This window comes from Bradyrhizobium sp. AUGA SZCCT0169, from assembly GCF_018130085.1.
In the GTDB taxonomy this organism is placed as follows: Bacteria; Pseudomonadota; Alphaproteobacteria; order Rhizobiales; family Xanthobacteraceae; genus Bradyrhizobium.
This window is the reverse complement of the sequence record NZ_JAFCMC010000012.1, coordinates 173214-192092: the sequence shown is the minus strand read 5'-3', so window position 1 is coordinate 192092 and position 18879 is coordinate 173214. Positions and strand designations below refer to the sequence as shown.

The window sequence follows — 18879 nt, the reverse complement described above, 5'->3', positions numbered from 1 at the left end:
TGCCAGGACCACACGGTTTTGCCGTACGCTTAGTCCACGCCGTCGTCGAAGCGTAAACCAGCGTCCACCGCAACCCGTCCAACGTCCGTGACGACGGCCGACGCCCTTCTGAGTAGGACGGGATGGCGATAGATGCGCACTGATTTGGGTCAGATAGAAAGAGAAATATTTTTGATTTACAGAAATTTTGGGCTTGACATGATTTCCGTAAAACAGAAGTGATTTGCCCGTCGGGCCAATTTGTCGCGGCTGCTCGCCCCCACATCGTCATTGCGAGCCAACGGGTCGCGCGAATGCGCGCCCGATGACAGGCTCCGCGAAGCAATCCAGAGCGCCGCAATCGGAGGAATGGATTGCTTCGTCGCTACGCTCCTCGCAATGACGGTGGTAGGCAGAATTGCATCCCTACTCCACACCGGCTTCATCAGGCGTGAACTCATAGACCGACGAGCAGAACTCGCAGGTCACCACCACCTTGCCGTCCTTGACCATTTCCGCGCGGTCCTGCGGCTGGAAGCTTTTCAGCATCGATGACACCGCGTCGCGCGAGCAGGAGCATTGCGCGCGCAGGGCTAACGGCGTGAACACGCGCACGCCGCGTTCGTGGAACAGGCGATATAACAAGCGCTCGCCCGACAGGTCCGGATCGAGCAGTTCGACATCCTCGACGGTCGAGATCAGCGACTGGCCTTCGACCCAGGCGTCGTCTTCGGCCACCGCATGCGTGGCGGCGCCTTCCGGCGCATCGCCGGGATCGAGGTCGGCCTGCCGCGCCCGCTCAGGCGCCTGGGGCAGGAATTGCAGCAGCATGCCGCCGGCGCGCCAGCGGTGTTTCGGACCGTCGCCGCTGCCGCGCCATTCCTCGCCGACCGCAAGCCGCACGCGGGTCGGGATCTGTTCGGAGCGCAGGAAATATTCATGCGCGGCGTCTTCGAGATTGCCGCCTTCCAGCGCCACCAGGCCTTGATAGCGGCTCATGTCCGCGCCCTGGTCGATGGTCATCGCCAGATGACCGTTGCCGAGCAACGCACCCGAATCCTGCCCCTCCTTCAGCCGCGTCGCATCGAAGCGCGCATAGGCGCGCAGCCGATCCGGCAGCTGGAAATCCACGATCAGGAACGACACCGGGCCGTCGGTCTGGGTCTGCAGGATGAAGCGGCCGTCGAACTTCAGGGACGAGCCAAGCAGCGTCGCCAGCACGATGGCCTCGCCGAGCAGCTTGCAGACCGGCGCCGGGTAATCGTGCTTGGTCAGAATGTCGTCGAGCGCCGGGCCGAGCCGGGTCAGCCGTCCGCGCAGGTCGAGCGCATTGACCTCGAACGGCAACGCCGCATCGTCGATGGGAACCGCCGATGGCGCGCGGATCGGCGCCTCAGTCGTGATTTTGATGTCGGGGGATTGAGTCATGGCGCTTTATCTGGGGTCGGGGGACGGGAATCGAAAGGGGTGGTTCGTGTCCCGGACGCGGTGCAGCGTGCAACGCTGCTCCGCAGAGCCGGGACCATCGCGGCAAAACAACGTGGACCCGGATCAGCAGCGCACCACGTCGCAAGTGCGGCGCGCTGCGCAGCGTCCGGGGAACGCAAAAACGAAGAACGACCTACGCCACTTCGTTAAAACACCAGGCCAGAATGCCTTTTTGCGCATGCAGGCGGTTTTCGGCTTCGTCGAACACCACCGATTGCGGGCCGTCGATCACCTCGTCGGTGACCTCCTCACCGCGATGGGCCGGCAGGCAGTGCATGAACAGCGCATCAGGCTTGGCCAGCGACATCAGCTGGGCGTTGACCTGGTAGGGCTTGAGCACGTTGTGGCGATGCTCGCCGTCCTTGTCGCCCATCGACACCCAGGTGTCGGTCACGACGCAGTCGGCGCCGGCGACGGCGGCTTCCGGGTCGTTGCCGAGCACGATCGGCGCCTGCGTCGCCTTGATCCAGTCCTTCATCGCCTTGTTCGGCGCGAGCTGCGGCGGGGTCGCCACGTTCAGTTTGAACTTCAAACGCTCCGCCGCATGCGCCCATGACGCCAGCACGTTGTTGTCATCGCCGGTCCAGGCCACGGTGCGGCCCTCGATCGAACCGCGATGCTCCTCGAACGTCATCAGGTCAGCCATCACCTGGCAGGGATGCGATCGCCGGGTCAGCCCGTTGATGACGGGCACGGTGGCGTTGGCGGCAAGCTCCAGCAGCGCATCGTGGTTGAGGATGCGGATCATGATCGCATCGACGTAACGCGACAGCACGCGCGCGGTATCGGCAATGGTCTCGCCGCGCCCGAGCTGCATTTCCGCGCCGGTCAGCATGATGGCCTCGCCGCCGAGCTGGCGCATACCGACGTCGAACGAGACCCGGGTGCGGGTCGACGGCCGTTCGAAGATCATCGCCAGCGTCTTGCCCTCGAGCGGCTTCTTGTTCTTCTCATGCGCCTTCAGCTTCGCCTTCATGGCGACGCTCAGGTCCAGCATGTTGCGCAATTCCTTCGGCGGCAGCTCGCTGATATCGAGGAAGTGACGTAGGGACTTGCTCATCACCCCGCCGCCTTCTTCTTGTCGCCCGACAGCGCGATGCAGGCGCGCTCGAGGCTTTGGACGGACTGCTCGATCTCGGCTTCGGAAACGATCAGCGGGGCGAGGAAGCGCACGACATTGTCGCCGGCGCCGACCGTCAGCAGCTTCTGGTCGCGCAGCGCGGCAACGAGATCGCCCGAGGGCACTACGGCCTTGACGCCGATCAGCAGCCCTTCGCCGCGCACTTCCGCGAGCACGGAAGGATAGCGATCGACCACGGAAGCGAGCTTCTGTTTCAGCAGCAGCGACACCTTCTGCACGTGGTCGAAGAAGCCGGGCTTGAGCATCACGTCGAGCACCGCGTTGGCGGAGGCGATCGCCAGCGGGTTGCCGCCGAAGGTCGAGCCGTGCGAGCCCGGCGTCATACCGGACGCCGCCTCTGCCGTGGCAAGGCAGGCGCCGATCGGAAAACCGCCGCCGAGCGCTTTTGCCAGCGACATGATGTCGGGGGTGACGCCGAGGCGCTTATAGGCAAACAGATCGCCGGTGCGGCCCATGCCGGTCTGCACCTCGTCGAAGATCAGCAGCAGGCCCTTGTCGTCGCACAATTGGCGCAGCGCCTTGTAGAACGCATGCGGCGCGCTGCGGACGCCGCCCTCGCCCTGCACCGGTTCGATCAGGATGGCGGCGGTCTCTGGCCCGATCGCCTTCTTGACCGCTTCGAGATCGCCATGCGCGACCTGGTCGAAGCCATCCAGCGGCGGACCGAAGCCTTCCAGATATTTGGCCGAGCCGGTCGCCGCCAGCGTGCCCAGCGTGCGGCCGTGGAACGCGCCCTCGAAGGTGACGATGCGATAGCGCTCGGGATGTCCCTTGGCGGCGTGATAGCGGCGCGCGACCTTGATCGCGCATTCCATCGCTTCCGCGCCGGAATTACAGAAGAACACCAGATCGGCAAAGCTCTGCTCGCACAGCCTTGCTGCCAGCTTGTCGCCGTCCGGGCTCCGGAACAGGTTCGACATGTGCCAGAGCTTGGTGGCCTGCTCCTGCAAGGCTGCGACCAGATGCGGATGGCAATGGCCGAGCGCATTCACCGCCACACCCGAGGTGAAGTCGAGATAGCGCTCGCCCGACGTCGAGATCAGCCACGCGCCTTCGCCGCGTTCGAAACCGAGATCGACTCTCGCGAAAACGGGAAGCAGATGCGACGGGGCGCTGTTGGTCATGGCCATCACTGACGGTTAGAGACCGGCCACATAGCGTGCATTGGTGCGAACGCGGCACAGCCGGTCTTGCGAAAACAAAACGTGCCGCCTTTTCGGGGCGGCACGTGACAGGCATTCTATGCTGGCTTTGGACCGTGTCAACACGCCTAAAAACGGCTTTCCTGCAGTGCAGGATAAAGCAATCCGTAGCATTCCGGTGCCGTGGAAAACTCTAATTGCAATGCATAAATACCGGAACATGTGGACGCACGGACGCGGACTCTTGCGCCAGAGTCCCGCCATATTGTAGCGTCTGGGCTGTCGGGTACGACATCTCGTGCGGAAGTACTGACCCCTAGAGTCCATTTTGTAAGGCGTAAACGTTCGGGCGGCTTTTATGCGCCCGGCGAGGGCTAAGGGATTCTGCCCGCTGGGATTTTTGAGAATTGGCATCGCCAGCGCTGCCCCCCAATTGGCCGGCTCTGTGCGAAGGGAAGAATGCGATGACGGTATTGACCTGGTCCGACGAGCGCGTCGAGCAGCTTAAGAAGCTCTGGGAGGGCGGACTTTCCGCCAGCCAGATCGCCGCGGAACTTGGAAATGTGACGCGAAATGCAGTGATCGGCAAAGTGCACCGGCTGGGTCTTTCCGGCCGTGCCAAGAGCCCGTCCTCGGCCGCGCCGCGTCAGCGCAAGGCGCGCCCCGCCCAGCAGATGATGCGGGTGGCGCGCCCGGTGTCGCGCGGCAACACCGCGCTGGCCCACGCCTTCGAGGTGGAGATGGAGCCGGATCCGGTCGCCTACGACAATGTGGTGCCGATGAGCCAGCGGCTGACGCTGCTCGAATTGAACGAGGCCACCTGCCACTGGCCGATCGGCGATCCGTCCAGCTCGGAATTCTTTTTCTGCGGCGGCAAGGCGCTCACCAGCCTGCCCTATTGCGCACATCACTCGCGCATCGCCTATCAGCCGGCCTCCGATCGCCGCCGCCCGGCGCCGAAGCCGACGCGCTAAGAGCGCGCGGCGTTACGACGAATATTTGCCGTCGTCCCGGCCTTGAGCCGGGACCCATAACCACCGATGGCCGTGGTTATGCTTGGCTGGAGCTCCAGCCTTTTTAGAGCAATCAATATTTGTGGTTATGGGTCCCGGCTCAAGGCCGGGACGACAGCGGATATTGCTGCGCCTTACCCGCCCTACTCGACCTTCGCGAAGCGGTCATCCAGCGCGTAGCCGGCGCCGCGCACGGTGCGGATCGGGTCCTGTTCGCGGCCGGGATTGAGCAGTTTGCGCAGGCGGCCGATATGGACGTCGACGGTACGCTCGTCGATATAGATGTCGCGGCCCCAGACGCTATCGAGCAGTTGCTCGCGGCTGAACACGCGGCCGGGATGTTCCAGGAAAAATTCGAGCAGGCGATATTCGGTCGGGCCGAGATCGATCGGACGGCCCGAGCGCGCGACGCGGCGCTTCTCGCGATCGAGTTCGATATCGCCATAGGTCAGCACGGTGGCCAGCCGCTCCGGGCTCGCCCGCCTGAGCAGGCCCTTCACCCGCGCCAGCAGCTCCGGCACCGAAAAGGGTTTTACGATGTAGTCGTCGGCGCCGGTCGCCAGCCCCCGCACCCGTTCGCTTTCCTCGCCGCGCGCGGTCAGCATGATGATCGGCAGCGCCTTGGTCTCCGGCCGCGCCCGCAAGCGCCGGCACAGTTCGATGCCGGACAGGCCCGGCAGCATCCAGTCCAGCACGATCAGGTCGGGCACCCGCTCCTTCAGCCTTGTATCGGCGTCGTCACCGCGGGCGACGGTTTCGACCTCATAGCCTTCGGCATCGAGGTTGTAGCGCAGAAGCGTGGTGAGCGCTTCCTCGTCTTCAACCACCAGAATGCGTGCGTTCATCTATGTCAGCCTCTTGATATCCAGTATTTTGACGCGGTTTGTTACGCGAACGTCTTCCGCTTCCAGTTTCGCATCTAGTTTCGATTCTAGTTTCCTGGCACCGTCGTGGCGAAATTGGTCATGTCGCCCTTCGGGCGCTTGTCGAGCATCTGCTGGCCTTCGATCATGTAGAACACGGTCTCGGCGATGTTGGTGGCGTGGTCGCCGATCCGTTCGATGTTCTTGGCGCAGAACATCAGATGGATGCAGAACGAGATGTTACGCGGATCTTCCATCATGTAGGTCAGGAGTTCGCGGAACAGCGAGGTACAGATGGCGTCGACTTCCTCGTCGCCCTTCCAGACCGCCATCGCCGCCGGCAGGTCGTGCGACGCGTAGGCGTCGAGCACGGACTTGACCTGCGACTGCACCAGATCGGTCATGTGTTCGAGACCGCGGATCAGCTTCAGCGGCTGGAAATCGTTCTCCAGCGCGGCGACGCGCTTGCCCATGTTCTTGGCGAGGTCGCCGATCCGTTCCAGATCGGTGGCCACCCGCATGGCGCCGACGATCTCGCGCAGGTCGATGGCCATCGGCTGGCGGCGGGCAATCGTCAGCACCGCACGTTCCTCGATCAGGTGCTGCAGGCGGTCGATCTCGACGTCGGACGCGACCACGCGCTTGCCAAGCGCGACGTCACGGCGGATCAGGGCATCGACGGATTCGGTGATCATGCGTTCGGCAAGGCCGCCCATTTCGGCGACCAGGCGGGTCAGTTCCTGAAGATCGCTGTCGAACGCCTTCGCGGTATGTTCTGAAGCCATTGTCTTCTCCTCGCGATGTGCGCTTAGCCGAACCGGCCGGTAATGTAATCCTGGGTGCGTCGATCGCTCGGCGAGGTGAAAATCTTGTTGGTGTCGTCGAATTCGACCAGATCGCCGAGATACATGAAGGCGGTCTTGTCCGAGACGCGCGCCGCCTGCTGCATGTTATGGGTCACGATGGCGATGGTGTAATCCTCCGCCAACTCCGTAATCAGTTCTTCGATCTTGGCGGTCGAAATCGGGTCCAGCGCCGAGCAGGGCTCGTCGAACAGGATCACTTCCGGGCGCACCGCGACGGTGCGTGCGATGCAGAGCCGCTGTTGCTGGCCGCCGGAGAGGCTGAGGCCCGATGCATTCAGCTTGTCCTTGACCTCGTTCCACAGCGCGCCGCCACGCAACGCCTTTTCGACGCGGCCGTCCATCTCGGATTTCGAGATCTTCTCATAAAGGCGGATGCCGAAGGCGATGTTTTCGTAGATCGTCATCGGAAACGGCGTCGGCTTCTGGAACACCATGCCGACCCGGGCGCGCAGCAGATTGAGATCGAGCTTGGGGTCGAGGATGTTGGTCTGGTCGAGCATCAATTGCCCGGTCGCCTTCTGGCCCGGATACAGATCGTACATCCGGTTGAAGATCCGCAGCAGCGTCGACTTGCCGCAGCCGGACGGCCCGATGAAGGCGGTGACTCTGTTGGTGCCGAGCGCGAGGTTGATGTTCTTCAGCGCGTGGTGCTCGCCGTAATAAAAATTCAGGCCGCGCGCGGTCACCTTCGGCGGCGCGTCGGGCAGCGCCACCTGGGGAACGGGTCCGTTCGCGCCACTCACGGATACAGAAAGATCGTTCATTTTGCTGTCCTCTCAGCGCCAAGGATGCGTGCGCCAATATTCAGGGCAAGTACGGTGAGGGTGATGAGCAGCGCCCCGCTCCAGGCGAGCTGCTTCCAGTATTCGTAGGGGCTCTGCACGAAGTTGTTGATGGTAACCGGCAGGTTCGCCATCGTCTTGGTCATGTCGAGGCTGAAGAACTGGTTCGACAGCGCGGTGAACAGCAGCGGCGCGGTTTCGCCGGCGACGCGGGCGGTGGCGAGCAGCACGCCGGTGATCAGCCCGGCGCGCGCGGCGCGATAGGCGATGCGCTTGATCACCAGCGAGCGCGGCAGGCCGAGCGCGGATGCCGCTTCACGCAGCGGGTTGGGCACCAGGCCGAGCATGTCCTCGGTGGTACGGACCACCACGGGAATGACGATCACGGCCAGCGCCAGACAGCCGGCAAAGGCCGAGAAGCCCCCCATCGGCACCACGACGGCGCCATAGACGAACAGGCCGATGATGATCGAGGGCGCGCTGAGCAGGATGTCGTTGATGAAGCGGATCACCGAGGTGAGCCGGTCATGCTTGCCGTATTCGGCGAGATAGGTTCCCGCCAGCATGCCGAGCGGCGCGCCGATGCCGACGCCGATCACGGTCATCATGATCGAGCCGATGATCGCGTTGCGCAGACCGCCATCGGTCGAGCCGGGCGGCGGTGTGTCCTGGGTGAAGACGGCCAGGTTGAGGCCGGCAAGGCCGTTGTAGAACAGCGTGAACAGGATCAGCGCGAGCCAGGTCACGCCGAACAAGGCGGCGCTGATGCAGAGGCCCCGGACGATGATGTCGCCACGGCGACGGGAGGCGTAAATCGGGTTCATGGCTCAGTTCCCCGCCTTCTTTTCCAGCCGCATCAGCATCAGCCGCGCGGCCGACAGCACGAAGAACGTCAGCACGAACAGGAGCAAGCCGAGCAGGATCAGGCCGGACTGGTGCAGGCCGTCGCTCTCGGCGAATTCGGATGCGATCGCCGCCGAGATCGTGGTGCCCGGCGCGAAGATTGAGGACGAGATCTTGAACGAGTTGCCGATGATGAAGGTGACCGCCATGGTTTCGCCGAGCGCGCGGCCGAGCGCCAGCATCACGCCGCCGATCACGCCGACCCTTGTGTAGGGGATCACGACATTGCGGACGACTTCCCAGGTGGTGCAGCCGACGCCGTAGGCGGCTTCCTTCAGCACCGGCGGCACCGTCTTGAAGACGTCGACCGAGATCGAGGTGATGAAGGGCAGCACCATGATCGCCAGGATCAGCGAGGCGTTGAACAGGCTGAGATAGGACGGGGGACCTGCGAAGATGGTGCCGAGAACCGGCACGCCGTCGAAGATGCTGATCATGAACGGCTGGAACGAGTTGGCCAAAAACGGGCCCAGCACGAAGAAACCCCACATGCCGTAGATGATCGAGGGAATGCCGGCGAGCAGTTCGACCGCGAGCCCGATCGGGCGGCGCAGCCAGATCGGACAGATCTCGGTCAGGAAAATCGCAATGCCGATGCCGACCGGAATGGCGATCATCATTGCGATCACGGAGGTGATCAGCGTGCCGTAGATCGGCCCGAGCGCGCCCAGCACCGGCGGATCGGCCGACGGCGCCCAGCGCGAGGTGAACAGGAACGAGAAGCCGTATTCCCTGATCGCAGGCCAGGCGCCGACGATCAGCGAAAGGATGATGCCGCCGAGAATGAGCAGCACCGAGATCGCGCAGGCGCGCGTGAGCCAATAGAAGGTAACGTCACCGAGCTTGAATGCGCTGAGGGCCTTGGCGCGATCGTAAGGTCCTGCAGCTTCCATCACGTCGCTCTGAACGGCCATGTCTGCCACGCCAATCCCCTGTACTATATAGCCCAACTGCCCCGGATCCGGCGCCGGTTTTGCACCGGACTCTTGAACCAAGGCTGGTGTCCACCAAGCCCCTTGGTAACCAGACCCGCCTGTATTCGCCCTCCTGCCCGGAGGGAAAGACCCAACCCGGAAAGACCCGGGTTGGGCAGAGTGGGAGCACGCTCCCATTGTCGCCGGGCCGAAACGCCGCCCGGTTCTTTGTTCTTAAATTCAGCTCTTGATCTCGGCCGACCAGGTCTTTTCGATCAGCTTGATCACGGGGTCCGGCATCGGGATGTAGTCGAGTTCCTCAGCCATCTTGCCGCCCTTCTCGAACGACCATTTGAAGAACTTGATGGCTTCCTGGGACGCGGCCTTGTCGGTCGCGGACTTGTGCATCAGGATGAAGGTCGCTGCGGTGATCGGCCAGGAGCCTTCGCCGGGCTGGTCGGTGAGGATCACGTAGTAGCCGGGCGCCTTCGCCCAGTCGGCGTTGGCCGCAGCAGCCTGGAACGAGGCTATCGTCGGCTGCACGGTCTTGCCGGCCTTGTTGACCATCGCGGCATGGGTCAGCTTGTTCTGCTTGGCGTAGGCGTACTCGACGTAACCGATCGCGTTCTTGGTCTGGCCGACGTTGCCGGCAACGCCTTCATTGCCCTTGGCGCCAACGCCCGTTGGCCATTCGACGGCCGTTCCGAGACCGACCTTGGTCTTCCACTCGGCGTTCGACTTCGACAGATAGTCGGTGAAGTTGAAGGTGGTGCCCGAACCGTCGGAGCGGCGGACCACGGTGATGGCGTCGGTCGGCAGCTTCAGCTTCGGATTGAGCTTGGCGATCGCGGGATCGTCCCACTTCTTGATCTTGCCGAGATAGATGTCGCCGAGCAATTCGCCCGAGAGCACGAGTTCGCCCGGCTTGATGCCTTCGAGGTTCACGACGGGGACGATCGCGCCCATCACCATCGGCCACTGCACGAGGCCGTCCTTTTCGAGGGCCTCAGCCTTCAGCGGCGCGTCGGTGGCGCCGAAGGTCACGGTCTTGGCCTGGATCTGCTTGATGCCGGCGCCCGAACCGATCGACTGGTAGTTCAGACCGTTGCCGGTCTCCTTTTTGTAGGCATCGGCCCACTTGGAATAGATCGGGAACGGGAAGGTGGCGCCCGCACCGGTGATATCGGCTGAAAACGCCGAGGTCGAGGCGGCGACGAGGCCTGCCGCGACGATTGTCTTGATGAAATTCATGGCTGGTCTCCATCTGGTGAGCGAAGCGCCTGTTAACGCCCGATCGCGCTCACGCCGCATCCGTTTAGGTGCGGTCAGTAGAGCTTTTACGAAGGTTCGATGACAGTTGGATGACACTCTCAAGCGATTGAAATCGCTAGAGTTTAGGTCCCAACCGGGGGTTTGGCCTGGGGGAAGCAGGCGGTAAAAGTGGCCCCGTTTTTGGGCACGCTTTCAATCAAAAGCCGGCCGCGATGGCGGTTAACAATATGTTTCACCAAGGATAAACCGAGCCCGGTTCCACCTTGCGCCCGGCTGTCGCCGACATCGACCCGGTAGAACCGCTCGGTGAGCCGCGGCAGATGTTCCGGGGCAATTCCGGGCCCGAAATCGCGCACCAGGACACGGACTTCCGGTGTGCCATCGGCGGAACTCGCCCGCACCAGCGAGACGATGACCTTGCCGCCGGAGGCGCCATATTTGAGCGCGTTCTCGATCAGATTTTCGAACAGCCGCAGCAGCTCCTCGCGATCGCCCGCGATCGTCACCGGCAGCTCGGGCAGATCGATTTCGATTCTGACCTGGCGCTCATGCGCCAGCGGCTCCAGCCCGTCGGCGACCTGGCGGATGATCGGCACGATGTCGACCGAGGTATCGGGCCGAACATGCGCCGACAATTCGACCCGCGACAGCGACAACAGATCGTCGATCAGCCGCGCCATGCGCGTCGCCTGCGCGTGCATGATGCCGAGAAAGCGCTCGCGCGCCTTGACGTCATCCTTGGCCGGTCCCTGCAGCGTATCGATGAAGCCGGACAGGGCGGCGAGCGGCGTGCGCAGTTCGTGGCTGGCATTGGCGACGAAATCGGCGCGCATCTCCTCGACCCGGCGCAGCGGCGTCTGGTCGTGAAACGTCATCAGCATGCACTTGTCGGTGCCGCCGAACAGCGTCGGCACCGGCACCGGCGTGATGATCAGCTCCATCCAGCGGTCGACCGGCACATGGTCGAGATAGGTCGCGCGGCGCGGTTCGGTGGTCGCGATCGCCTCGCGCAGGGCGGTGATGATTTCGGGCGAGCGAAGCGCGAACTGGGCAAGCTCGTTCTTGCGCAACGCAGGCGCCAGCTGGGCTGCCGCCGCATTGAGATGGAGGACGCGGCCGGCGCGGTCGAGCAGCACGGCGGGATCCGGCATGCCGGCCACGACGGCGCTGACCGCGGCGGCTTCGACCGGATTGACGCCGCGAACGTCCTCGCGCGAGGTGACCGCATCATGCAGCCGCCATGGCACCAGCGCTGCGGCGGCAATGCAGATAAAGGCGGCAATTGCGCGCGCCACCCCGAGTTCGCCGGTGGCGACGAAGACCGACAGAGCAAGGCCCGCGACCAGCAGGATAATGGCCGAATGCCGTAACCGGTCGGACCATGGGGCAAAATAGGAGGAGGAAGAGGAGGAATCGTCTATCGCCATTGTTGGCTTTGTTCCCTCTGTCTTTTGCGTCTTTTACGCGCTTTCAGGCGCCGGTGTCTCCACGCTCGCGCACATAGACGGCCTCACGTCTCGGTTCGGCGTCGGGGCCAGGCGCCAACTGGCGCAAGCGCTTCGACCGCGCCCCCAGGATAACCTCCCGAAGCGTCAGCAAGATTACAGATATGACAAAAGGCGCAATATAATAGAGGACCCGGAACAGCAGCATCCCGGCCAGGAGGTCCTCCCGGTCCATCTGCCAGAGCCCGACCAGCATGGCCGCGTCGAACACACCGAGACCACCGGGCGAGTGGCTGGCAAAGCCGAGCAGCGTCGCCGAGACGAAGATGACCGCGACGACGACGAAGCCAAGGTTGGGTTCATCGGGGGTCAGCACATACATCGCCAGCGCGCAGAACCCGAGGTCGATGATGCCGATGCCGATCTGCAGCAGTGTCAGCGGCCCGCCCGGCAGCGTCACGGTCCACGGCCCGCGGCCGACGCTACGGGGCTGGCTCCAGACCCAGACCACATAGCCGACGAGGCCGGCGATAATCGCAAACGCCAGGGCTCGGTTGAGCCAGGCCGGCAACTGATCGATCGAGGCCGCGGCTTCCGGGTGATAGGCGATGCCGAGGCCCAGCACCGCGGCATTGCCGAGCCAGAAGGTGAGCCCGGCCAAAAAGCAGATCTTGGCGACGTCGATCGCGTTCAGCCCCCAGGCCGAATAGATCCGGTAGCGCACCGCGCCGCCGGTGAAGACGCTGGCGCCGACATTGTGGCCGATCGAATAGGAGGTGAAGGCGGCAAGCGCGGTGATGCGGTAGGGGACGTGGGTGTGGCCGATCGCCCGCACCGCAAACAGATCGTAGAAGGTCAGCGTGAAGTATCCCGCCGCCACGAATAGCGCCGCCAGCACGATCTGGCGCGGTTCCGTGCTCTTGATGGCCTCGATCACCTCGTTGGAGTCGATGCCACGCAGCATGTGATAGAGCACGTAGCACGCGGTTCCGATGACCGCGATACTGATCACAACCCCGAGCTTATGCAGGACCTGCTTCTGGCGCAGAAACGAAATCGCCCTGCGTATTGCTTCCAGCATCTAGACCTCGAATTGCGATCCCGCGACGACGGCAACGGTGCGAATTCCGCCGACGCTCCGCTGCTCCCTAGGCACTCCAGTAGCGCGTTTTGGGCCGGAGTGGAATTCGTCTAACGACAATAAAACGCGGTTCTTCAATCTATTAGGCGGATTTGATGACAATGGGTGCACAGTTTTGCTGGATTCTGCGCGCCCAAACCGGGCTCCTGCCGGGTCCCTTGGGCAATCCCTTAACCAATCCCTTAACCAATCCCTTGGGCTGGAACGGGTCATGCCGGGGCGTTTCAAGCCGCGGGGGCGCTGCGCGAGACCACCCAGTCCCGCAGCCACGATCCCACCGCACAGCCGCAAAGATAGAGCGCAAACATGATCAGTCCGAGGTCGAGCCAATAGCCAAACCGGCCGGGGACCACGCGCGAAAGCGCGGCCGCGACCAGCACGACCGCCAACGCCGCCAGCCACCGCTTCCAGGTTTTCGATACGCCTTCGCCGTGCTGAACGATGGAAATCCAGCCCATCGCCAGGCCAAGCAGCAACGATCCCAGCAGCCAGCCCCAGAAAAACGTCGTCAGATAGGCCATCCTTACCTCACCACGAAATCGATGCGACGGTTCTGCGCCTTGCCCTGGTCGGTATCATTGCCGGCGATCGGCTGTGTGCTGCCATAGCCGACCGACGTAAAACGGTTCGCCGGCAGTCCGGCCTTGACCAGATAATCGGTGACCGCCTGGGCGCGCTTCTCCGAGAGCGCCTGATTGGTGGGTTCCTCGCCGTCGGAATCGGTATGTCCGACGACCTCGATATTGGCGTTCGGGCAGCGCATTGCGGTCTCGATCAGGCGGTCGAGCAGCCCGGCGGAGTCAGCCACGATGTCGGCCTTCCCGGATTCGAACCGGATCCTGGCCTTGCCGAGCAGATCGGTAAACAGCTGCTGGCAGACCGTTGGGTCGACCGGCGCCGCGGTCGGTTTGACCGAGATTTCAGGCTTGAATTGCCACCCCTGCGGAAACTCCTTGCCAAGGCCGGCTCGGATCTGGGTCGCGGCCGCCTCGTAAAGCGCATCGCCCGACAGTTTCACCTCGCGGTCGCTGACCACGAGCGTCCCGGTCGACAACCGCGACAGCGCGCCGAGCGCCGGCACCACGGCGGCGGCAAATCCTGACGGCGCACCGATACTCGCCTTCAGGTTGTCTACGACTTTCTCGCTGAAGAATTTGCGGCCCGCCGCCGCCACCAGCGCCGCATGGGCGTTGTTGTCGGGCACATAGCCGGTCAGCGTCAGCGTCACCGCGACCGGATCCTTGTAGGCCTGGAAGATGTAGGGCGGCGCCTTGATGTCGTTGGCCGCGACCGAATAGCCCTCGGGGAGATTTTTCAGTGCGGCAGCGATGGCTTCGCGGCCGCCAAGTTCACGCGCCATCCCTGACAGCGTGACCTTGTTGTCCGACAGCGTGATCTTTCCTTCCTTCAGTTTTGCAATCTGGTCGAGCAACAGCAGCGCGACATTGTCGAAGCGCTGCGGCGCGCCGCGCGCCAGGTTCATGCGGTCGGAGACTTCGACGCCACCAAGCATCGCGCGCGCGGCTTCCATCAGCTTGCTTTTGCTCGAAGGCAGCGGCGAACTGCCGCCCAGCGTCACCCGGACGACGTCGCGTTCAGCCGACCACACGAACGGCTTGGCTTCGGGAACGAGGCGGGTTTCATCGTTGACCAGCCGCACGCCCGGCACCGCTTCCACCGACGCAACCGCGCTCATCCGGCCCTCTTCCGAGAAGGCTTCGGCTGCAAACGTCACGTCGCGGCCCGCAACCACTATTCGCCTTTTGTCGAGGACGGTATCTTTCAGCGCTGTGGTAGAACGCTGCGCCAGGTCGGCTTCCAGCGGCACGGTGCTTGTCCAGGCGGCGAAACCCCAAAGGATGACGAGCGGAATCACACCCGGCCACCATTTGCCACTCCACCTGAAAAGTCCGTGCATTCGAGTTCCTAAGGGTCCGGAAACAGAGAGAAAACAAACCCTTGCGGGGCTGTCAAACCCGAAATAACGCAGAAGCGTCGGGGTGCGGATATTTGCCCAGCTAACCGTTTCTTCAACGGTCTGCCGCTAAGTTAGAAACATAATGAAACAGGCGGCAAGTCCTGATGAAAATGCTCCGCAACACCGTTATCCGCGCCGGACTGGAGGCGCTTTACTTCTCGGGCGCGCATTATTTGCTGCGACCAATCTTCGCAGGTGTCGGCGCAATTTTCATGCTGCACCATGTGCGCCCGCGCCGCGACGTGGAATTCCAGCCTAATTATCATCTCGAGGTCGAACCCGAATTCCTGCGCGCGGTGCTGGCGCATCTGCGGTCCCTCAACGTCGACCTGGTCAGCATGGACGAGGCGCATGCGCGGCTCTCCCAGGGCAATTTCGCGCGGCGCTTCGCCTGCTTCACCTTTGACGACGGTTATCGCGACAACCGCGATTTCGCGTTGCCCGTGATGCGTGAATTCGACGCACCCATGACGGTCTACGTCACCAGCGATTTCGCCGAAGGCACCGGCCGGTTGTGGTGGGTTGCAATGGAGCTGGCGCTCGCCAAGGCTTCCTCGATCGAGGTGCCGATCGGCGGCGTGGTTACCCGTCTTGATGCCTCGACGCCGGCGGCCAAGCAGGTCGCCTTCGACCGGCTGCACGAGTGGCTGCGCAGCCTGCCGGGCGAGCTCGACGTGCAACGCGAAATCTCCGCGCTCTGCACGCGCTATGATGTGGACGAGACGAAGATCGCCCGCGACCTCTGCATGTCTTGGGACGAGTTGAAGGCGTTTGCGGACGAACCGCTCGTGACCATCGGCGCGCATACAATCACGCATTGCAACCTGGCGAAGCAGACCGAGGCGACCGCCAGTTTCGAAATCGCCACCAGCCGGATGCGGATCGAGGCGGCGCTGCAACGCCCGGTGCTGCATCTTGCCTATCCCTATGGCGACAAGATCGCCGCCGGGCAGCGGGAGTTCACACTCGCCAAGGCGGCCGGCTTCAAGACCGCGGTGACGACCCGGCCGGGCATGATCTTCCCGGAAAGCGCCGGTCATTTGACCGCGCTGCAGCGGGTCTCGCTCAACGGCAATTACCAGGACGAGCGCATCATCCCCGTGCTGACCTCCGGCGCCGCCACCGCGATGTGGAACGGTTTTCGGCGCATCGACGCGGCGTAGTTGTCGTCATTGACGCCTCACTTCCCTTCTCCCCTTGTGGGAGAAGGTGGCGCGAAGCGCCGGATGAGGGGTCTCCATCCTCCTCGAAATCTCACCGTGTAGAGAGAACCCCTCACCCGTCTTCGCTTCGCGAAGCCACCCTCTCCCACAAGGGGAGAGGGGAAGAGTTGACTCGCCCTCCTCTCGCGCTCAAAACCGCCGGCAAGAGCAATGGAGGAACTCATGTTCAAGGATCTGTTTTCGCTCAAGGGCCGCGTCGCGCTGGTGACGGGTGGATCGCGCGGGATTGGCAAGATGATCGCGGCCGGGTTTCTCGCGCAGGGAGCGGCGAAGGTCTACATCACCGCGCGCAAGGCCGGCCCCTGCGAGGCGACCGCGAAAGAACTCACGGCGGCCTATGACGGCGAGTGCATCGCGCTGCCGATCGATATTTCGACCGTCGAAGGTTGCGACAGGCTCGCCGCCGAGATGATCAAGCTCGAGCCGAAGCTCGATATCCTCGTCAACAATGCCGGCGCCGCCTGGGGCGCGGAGTTCGACGAATTTCCGGAGAGCGGCTGGGACAAGGTCATGGACCTCAACGTCAAGTCACTGTTCTTCCTGACCAAGGCGCTGGCGAAACCGCTGCGCGCGGCCGCATCGCACGAGCGGCCGGCCAAGGTCATCAACATTGCCTCGGTCGACGGCATCTTCGTCAACCCGACGGAGACCTATTCCTATGCCGCGAGCAAGGCCGCGGTGATCCATCTGACACGGCGCATGGCGACCAAACTGGTCAAGGACAACATCAACGTCACCGCGATCGCGCCGGGCGCCTTCAAGTCGGACATGAACAAGGCCGCACGCGACCATTCGGATGAAGTCGCAAAACGCATTCCGGCCAAACGCATCGGCACCGACGAGGATATGGCCGGGATTGCGATCTATCTCGCCTCGCGCGCCGGCGATTATGTGATCGGCAACACCATCGCGGTTGATGGCGGCGTGGTGTACGCGAATGCGGGACTGGAGATTGCGGGGTAGAGGGCGCGATCCATCGCGGCAGGTGACAGCGGGGATCAAGTGAGGCAGCCGAGAATTTCTCCGTTCCCTCCCCCCTTGCGGGGGAGGGTCAGGGAGAGGGTTGCCACACGACGTGCTCTCTCGGCTTGCGTGTCGACGTGATGAACCGATGTTCGCAGAGGGGTCTCTTCTTTCAAACACCTTTTGTGGGGCTACCCCTCTCCCCAACCCTCCCCCGCAAGGGGGGAGGGAGCCCGTCGAGCGGGGCTCCCTAACAACTCACGTCTCGATTTTCACGTACTCGAAATCGCCGGGCTTGTTGTCGATGCCGACCTTGGGCGGCGAGATCCAGGAGGCGTAGGTGCCGGCTTCGGTGACCGGGGTCATCAGCGAAGCGATGAAGTCGCCATCGTCCGATGACGGCAGCCAATCGTTCTTGCGCGCGTTCCAGGTGGCGGCGTCGATCAACACGCCCTCCGGGGTCGCGTTGATGTCCTTGAACTCGCCGATATGGCGGTGGAAGGCGACGTCGGGCAGCGTCAGCTTGTACTGGTAGCCGGCGAGCGAGATGATCTTGTTCCAGCGCAGCATGCCCTTGGCGCAATCCTGCGTGTAGTCGTCGCGCAGGCGCATGTTGAGCGCGGTTAGCGCCGGCTCGTCGACGCGCTTGATCACGCCATCGACCAGCTTCAGCACCGGGTAGGTCGCGTTCTTCAGCTGATGGTCGTCGTCGATCTGGGTTTCCTTGTAGCGGCCCTTGATGCCGGCATTGAAGGCGTTCGCCGCGTTGGTCGAGACTTCCGAGCCGAACAGATCCAGCGACAGCGAATAATGCAGATGCAGCTTCTTCTGGATGGTCGGCAGATCGATCACGCCGAGCGCACGGACTTTTGCGATATCGGTCGGATCGGTGATGCCGGCCGCCTTCATCGCCTCGCAGGTGCGCTGCACGACGCGGCTGATGCCGGTCTCGCCGACGAACATGTGATGCGCCTCTTCGGTCAGCATGAAGCGGCAGGTGCGCGACAAGGGATCGAAGCCGGACTGCGCCAGCGAATGCAGCTGCATCTTGCCGTCGCGGTCGGTGAAGTAGGTGAACATGAAGAACGACAGCCAGTCGGGCGTCGCCTCATTGAAGGCGCCGAGCATGCGTGGCGAATCCGCGTCGCCGGAGCGGCGGCGCAACAAATCATCGGCCTCTTCGCGGCCGTCGCGGCCGAAATACTTTTGCAGGAGATAGACCATCGCCCACAGATGGCGGCCTTCCTCGACATTGACCTGGAACAAATTGCGCAGGTCGTACAGCGAGGGCGCGGTCTTGCCGAGATGGCGCTGCTGTTCGACCGAGGCCGGCTCGGTATCGCCCTGGATCACAATCAGGCGGCGCAGCGTGGCGCGGTGTTCGCCCGGGACTTCCTGCCAGGCCGGCTTGCCAAAATTCTCGCCGAACGGAATGACGCGATTTTCCTCCTGGGGAGCAAGGAGAATGCCCCAGCGATATTCCGGCATCTTGACGTAATCGAACTTGGCCCAGCCGCGCGGATCGACCGAATAGGCGGTGCGCAGATACACCAATGATTGCTGGAAGCCTTCCGGCCCCATGTCGCCCCACCAATCCATGTAGCCGGGATGCCAGCCCTCGAGCGCCTTGAGCACCTGGCGATCTTCACTGAGATTCACGTTGTTGGGAATCTTGGTTGAGTAATCGACGTTCATGAAGTTCATGGCGTGCTCCTTGCTCGCTCTCGTGTCCCGGACGCGGTGCGACGCGAAGCGGTGCGCCGCAG

Annotated in this window: 17 protein-coding genes; 3 read left to right on the top strand and 14 right to left on the bottom strand. The window is 63.2% G+C overall.

All coding sequences use genetic code 11. From position 1 onward, the window contains the following. Positions 1–405: 405 nt before the first annotated feature. The 3 genes from JQ609_RS16695 to JQ609_RS16685 form a co-directional block, all read right to left on the bottom strand. Positions 406–1407 carry an Hsp33 family molecular chaperone gene (locus tag JQ609_RS16695; protein WP_212274210.1) on the bottom strand — a complete coding sequence of 334 codons (1002 nt, stop codon included), beginning with the start codon at positions 1405–1407 and terminating at the stop codon, positions 406–408. Positions 1408–1600: 193 nt separating this feature from the next. After that, entirely contained in the window at positions 1601–2527 is a 927-nt protein-coding gene (argF, locus tag JQ609_RS16690) for an ornithine carbamoyltransferase (protein WP_212274209.1), read from the bottom strand. Beyond that, a complete protein-coding gene (locus tag JQ609_RS16685; protein ID WP_212274208.1) occupies positions 2527–3732 on the bottom strand; it encodes an aspartate aminotransferase family protein in 1206 nt (401 codons plus the stop codon). Before JQ609_RS16685 ends, argF begins: the two co-directional genes overlap by 1 nt. 482 nt (positions 3733–4214) lie before the next feature. On the opposite strand from JQ609_RS16685, the gene JQ609_RS16680 reads away from it, so the two are divergent. Further along, positions 4215–4724, top strand: coding sequence for a GcrA family cell cycle regulator (locus JQ609_RS16680; RefSeq protein ID WP_192735462.1), 510 nt, complete (start codon positions 4215–4217; stop codon positions 4722–4724). Between the two features lie 182 nt (positions 4725–4906). On the opposite strand, the gene phoB is transcribed toward JQ609_RS16680, so the two are convergent. From phoB to JQ609_RS16630, 10 genes are all read right to left on the bottom strand, one after another. Further along, positions 4907–5608 carry a phosphate regulon transcriptional regulator PhoB gene (gene phoB, locus JQ609_RS16675; protein WP_192735463.1) on the bottom strand — a complete coding sequence of 234 codons (702 nt, stop codon included), beginning with the start codon at positions 5606–5608 and terminating at the stop codon, positions 4907–4909. A gap of 86 nt (positions 5609–5694) precedes the next feature. Then, entirely contained in the window at positions 5695–6411 is a 717-nt protein-coding gene (phoU, locus tag JQ609_RS16670; RefSeq protein WP_212208809.1) for a phosphate signaling complex protein PhoU, read from the bottom strand. Between the two features lie 23 nt (positions 6412–6434). Next, entirely contained in the window at positions 6435–7256 is an 822-nt protein-coding gene (pstB, locus tag JQ609_RS16665) for a phosphate ABC transporter ATP-binding protein PstB (RefSeq protein WP_212274207.1), read from the bottom strand. Continuing rightward, complete coding sequence (gene pstA / locus JQ609_RS16660; protein WP_212208813.1) at positions 7253–8098, bottom strand: phosphate ABC transporter permease PstA; 846 nt, start codon at positions 8096–8098, stop codon at positions 7253–7255. Before pstA ends, pstB begins: the two co-directional genes overlap by 4 nt. A 3-nt stretch (positions 8099–8101) precedes the next feature. After that, positions 8102–9091 carry a phosphate ABC transporter permease subunit PstC gene (gene pstC, locus JQ609_RS16655; RefSeq protein ID WP_212208815.1) on the bottom strand — a complete coding sequence of 330 codons (990 nt, stop codon included), beginning with the start codon at positions 9089–9091 and terminating at the stop codon, positions 8102–8104. A gap of 240 nt (positions 9092–9331) precedes the next feature. Continuing rightward, positions 9332–10342, bottom strand: coding sequence for a phosphate ABC transporter substrate-binding protein PstS (gene pstS, locus JQ609_RS16650; RefSeq protein ID WP_212208817.1), 1011 nt, complete (start codon positions 10340–10342; stop codon positions 9332–9334). Between the two features lie 143 nt (positions 10343–10485). After that, entirely contained in the window at positions 10486–11790 is a 1305-nt protein-coding gene (locus JQ609_RS16645) for an ATP-binding protein (RefSeq protein WP_212208819.1), read from the bottom strand. Positions 11791–11833: 43 nt separating this feature from the next. Beyond that, entirely contained in the window at positions 11834–12889 is a 1056-nt protein-coding gene (locus JQ609_RS16640) for a lysylphosphatidylglycerol synthase domain-containing protein (protein ID WP_212208821.1), read from the bottom strand. A 284-nt stretch (positions 12890–13173) separates the two neighbouring features. Beyond that, a complete protein-coding gene (locus tag JQ609_RS16635) occupies positions 13174–13470 on the bottom strand; it encodes a hypothetical protein (protein ID WP_212208823.1) in 297 nt (98 codons plus the stop codon). Between the two features lie 2 nt (positions 13471–13472). Continuing rightward, positions 13473–14867: an OmpA family protein gene (locus JQ609_RS16630; protein WP_212274206.1), complete on the bottom strand. Its 1395-nt coding sequence runs from the start codon at positions 14865–14867 to the stop codon at positions 13473–13475. A gap of 164 nt (positions 14868–15031) precedes the next feature. On the opposite strand from JQ609_RS16630, the gene JQ609_RS16625 reads away from it, so the two are divergent. Together JQ609_RS16625 and JQ609_RS16620 are read left to right on the top strand one after the other, a co-directional pair. Beyond that, on the top strand, positions 15032–16090 hold the full coding sequence (locus tag JQ609_RS16625) for a polysaccharide deacetylase family protein (protein ID WP_212274205.1): 1059 nt from the start codon (positions 15032–15034) through the stop codon (positions 16088–16090). Positions 16091–16312: 222 nt separating this feature from the next. Beyond that, a complete protein-coding gene (locus JQ609_RS16620; RefSeq protein WP_212208829.1) occupies positions 16313–17113 on the top strand; it encodes an SDR family oxidoreductase in 801 nt (266 codons plus the stop codon). Between the two features lie 258 nt (positions 17114–17371). Here JQ609_RS16620 and boxB read toward each other — a convergent pair whose 3' ends face one another. After that, complete coding sequence (gene boxB, locus JQ609_RS16615; RefSeq protein ID WP_212208980.1) at positions 17372–18808, bottom strand: benzoyl-CoA 2,3-epoxidase subunit BoxB; 1437 nt, start codon at positions 18806–18808, stop codon at positions 17372–17374. Between the last annotated feature and the right edge of the window lie 71 nt (positions 18809–18879).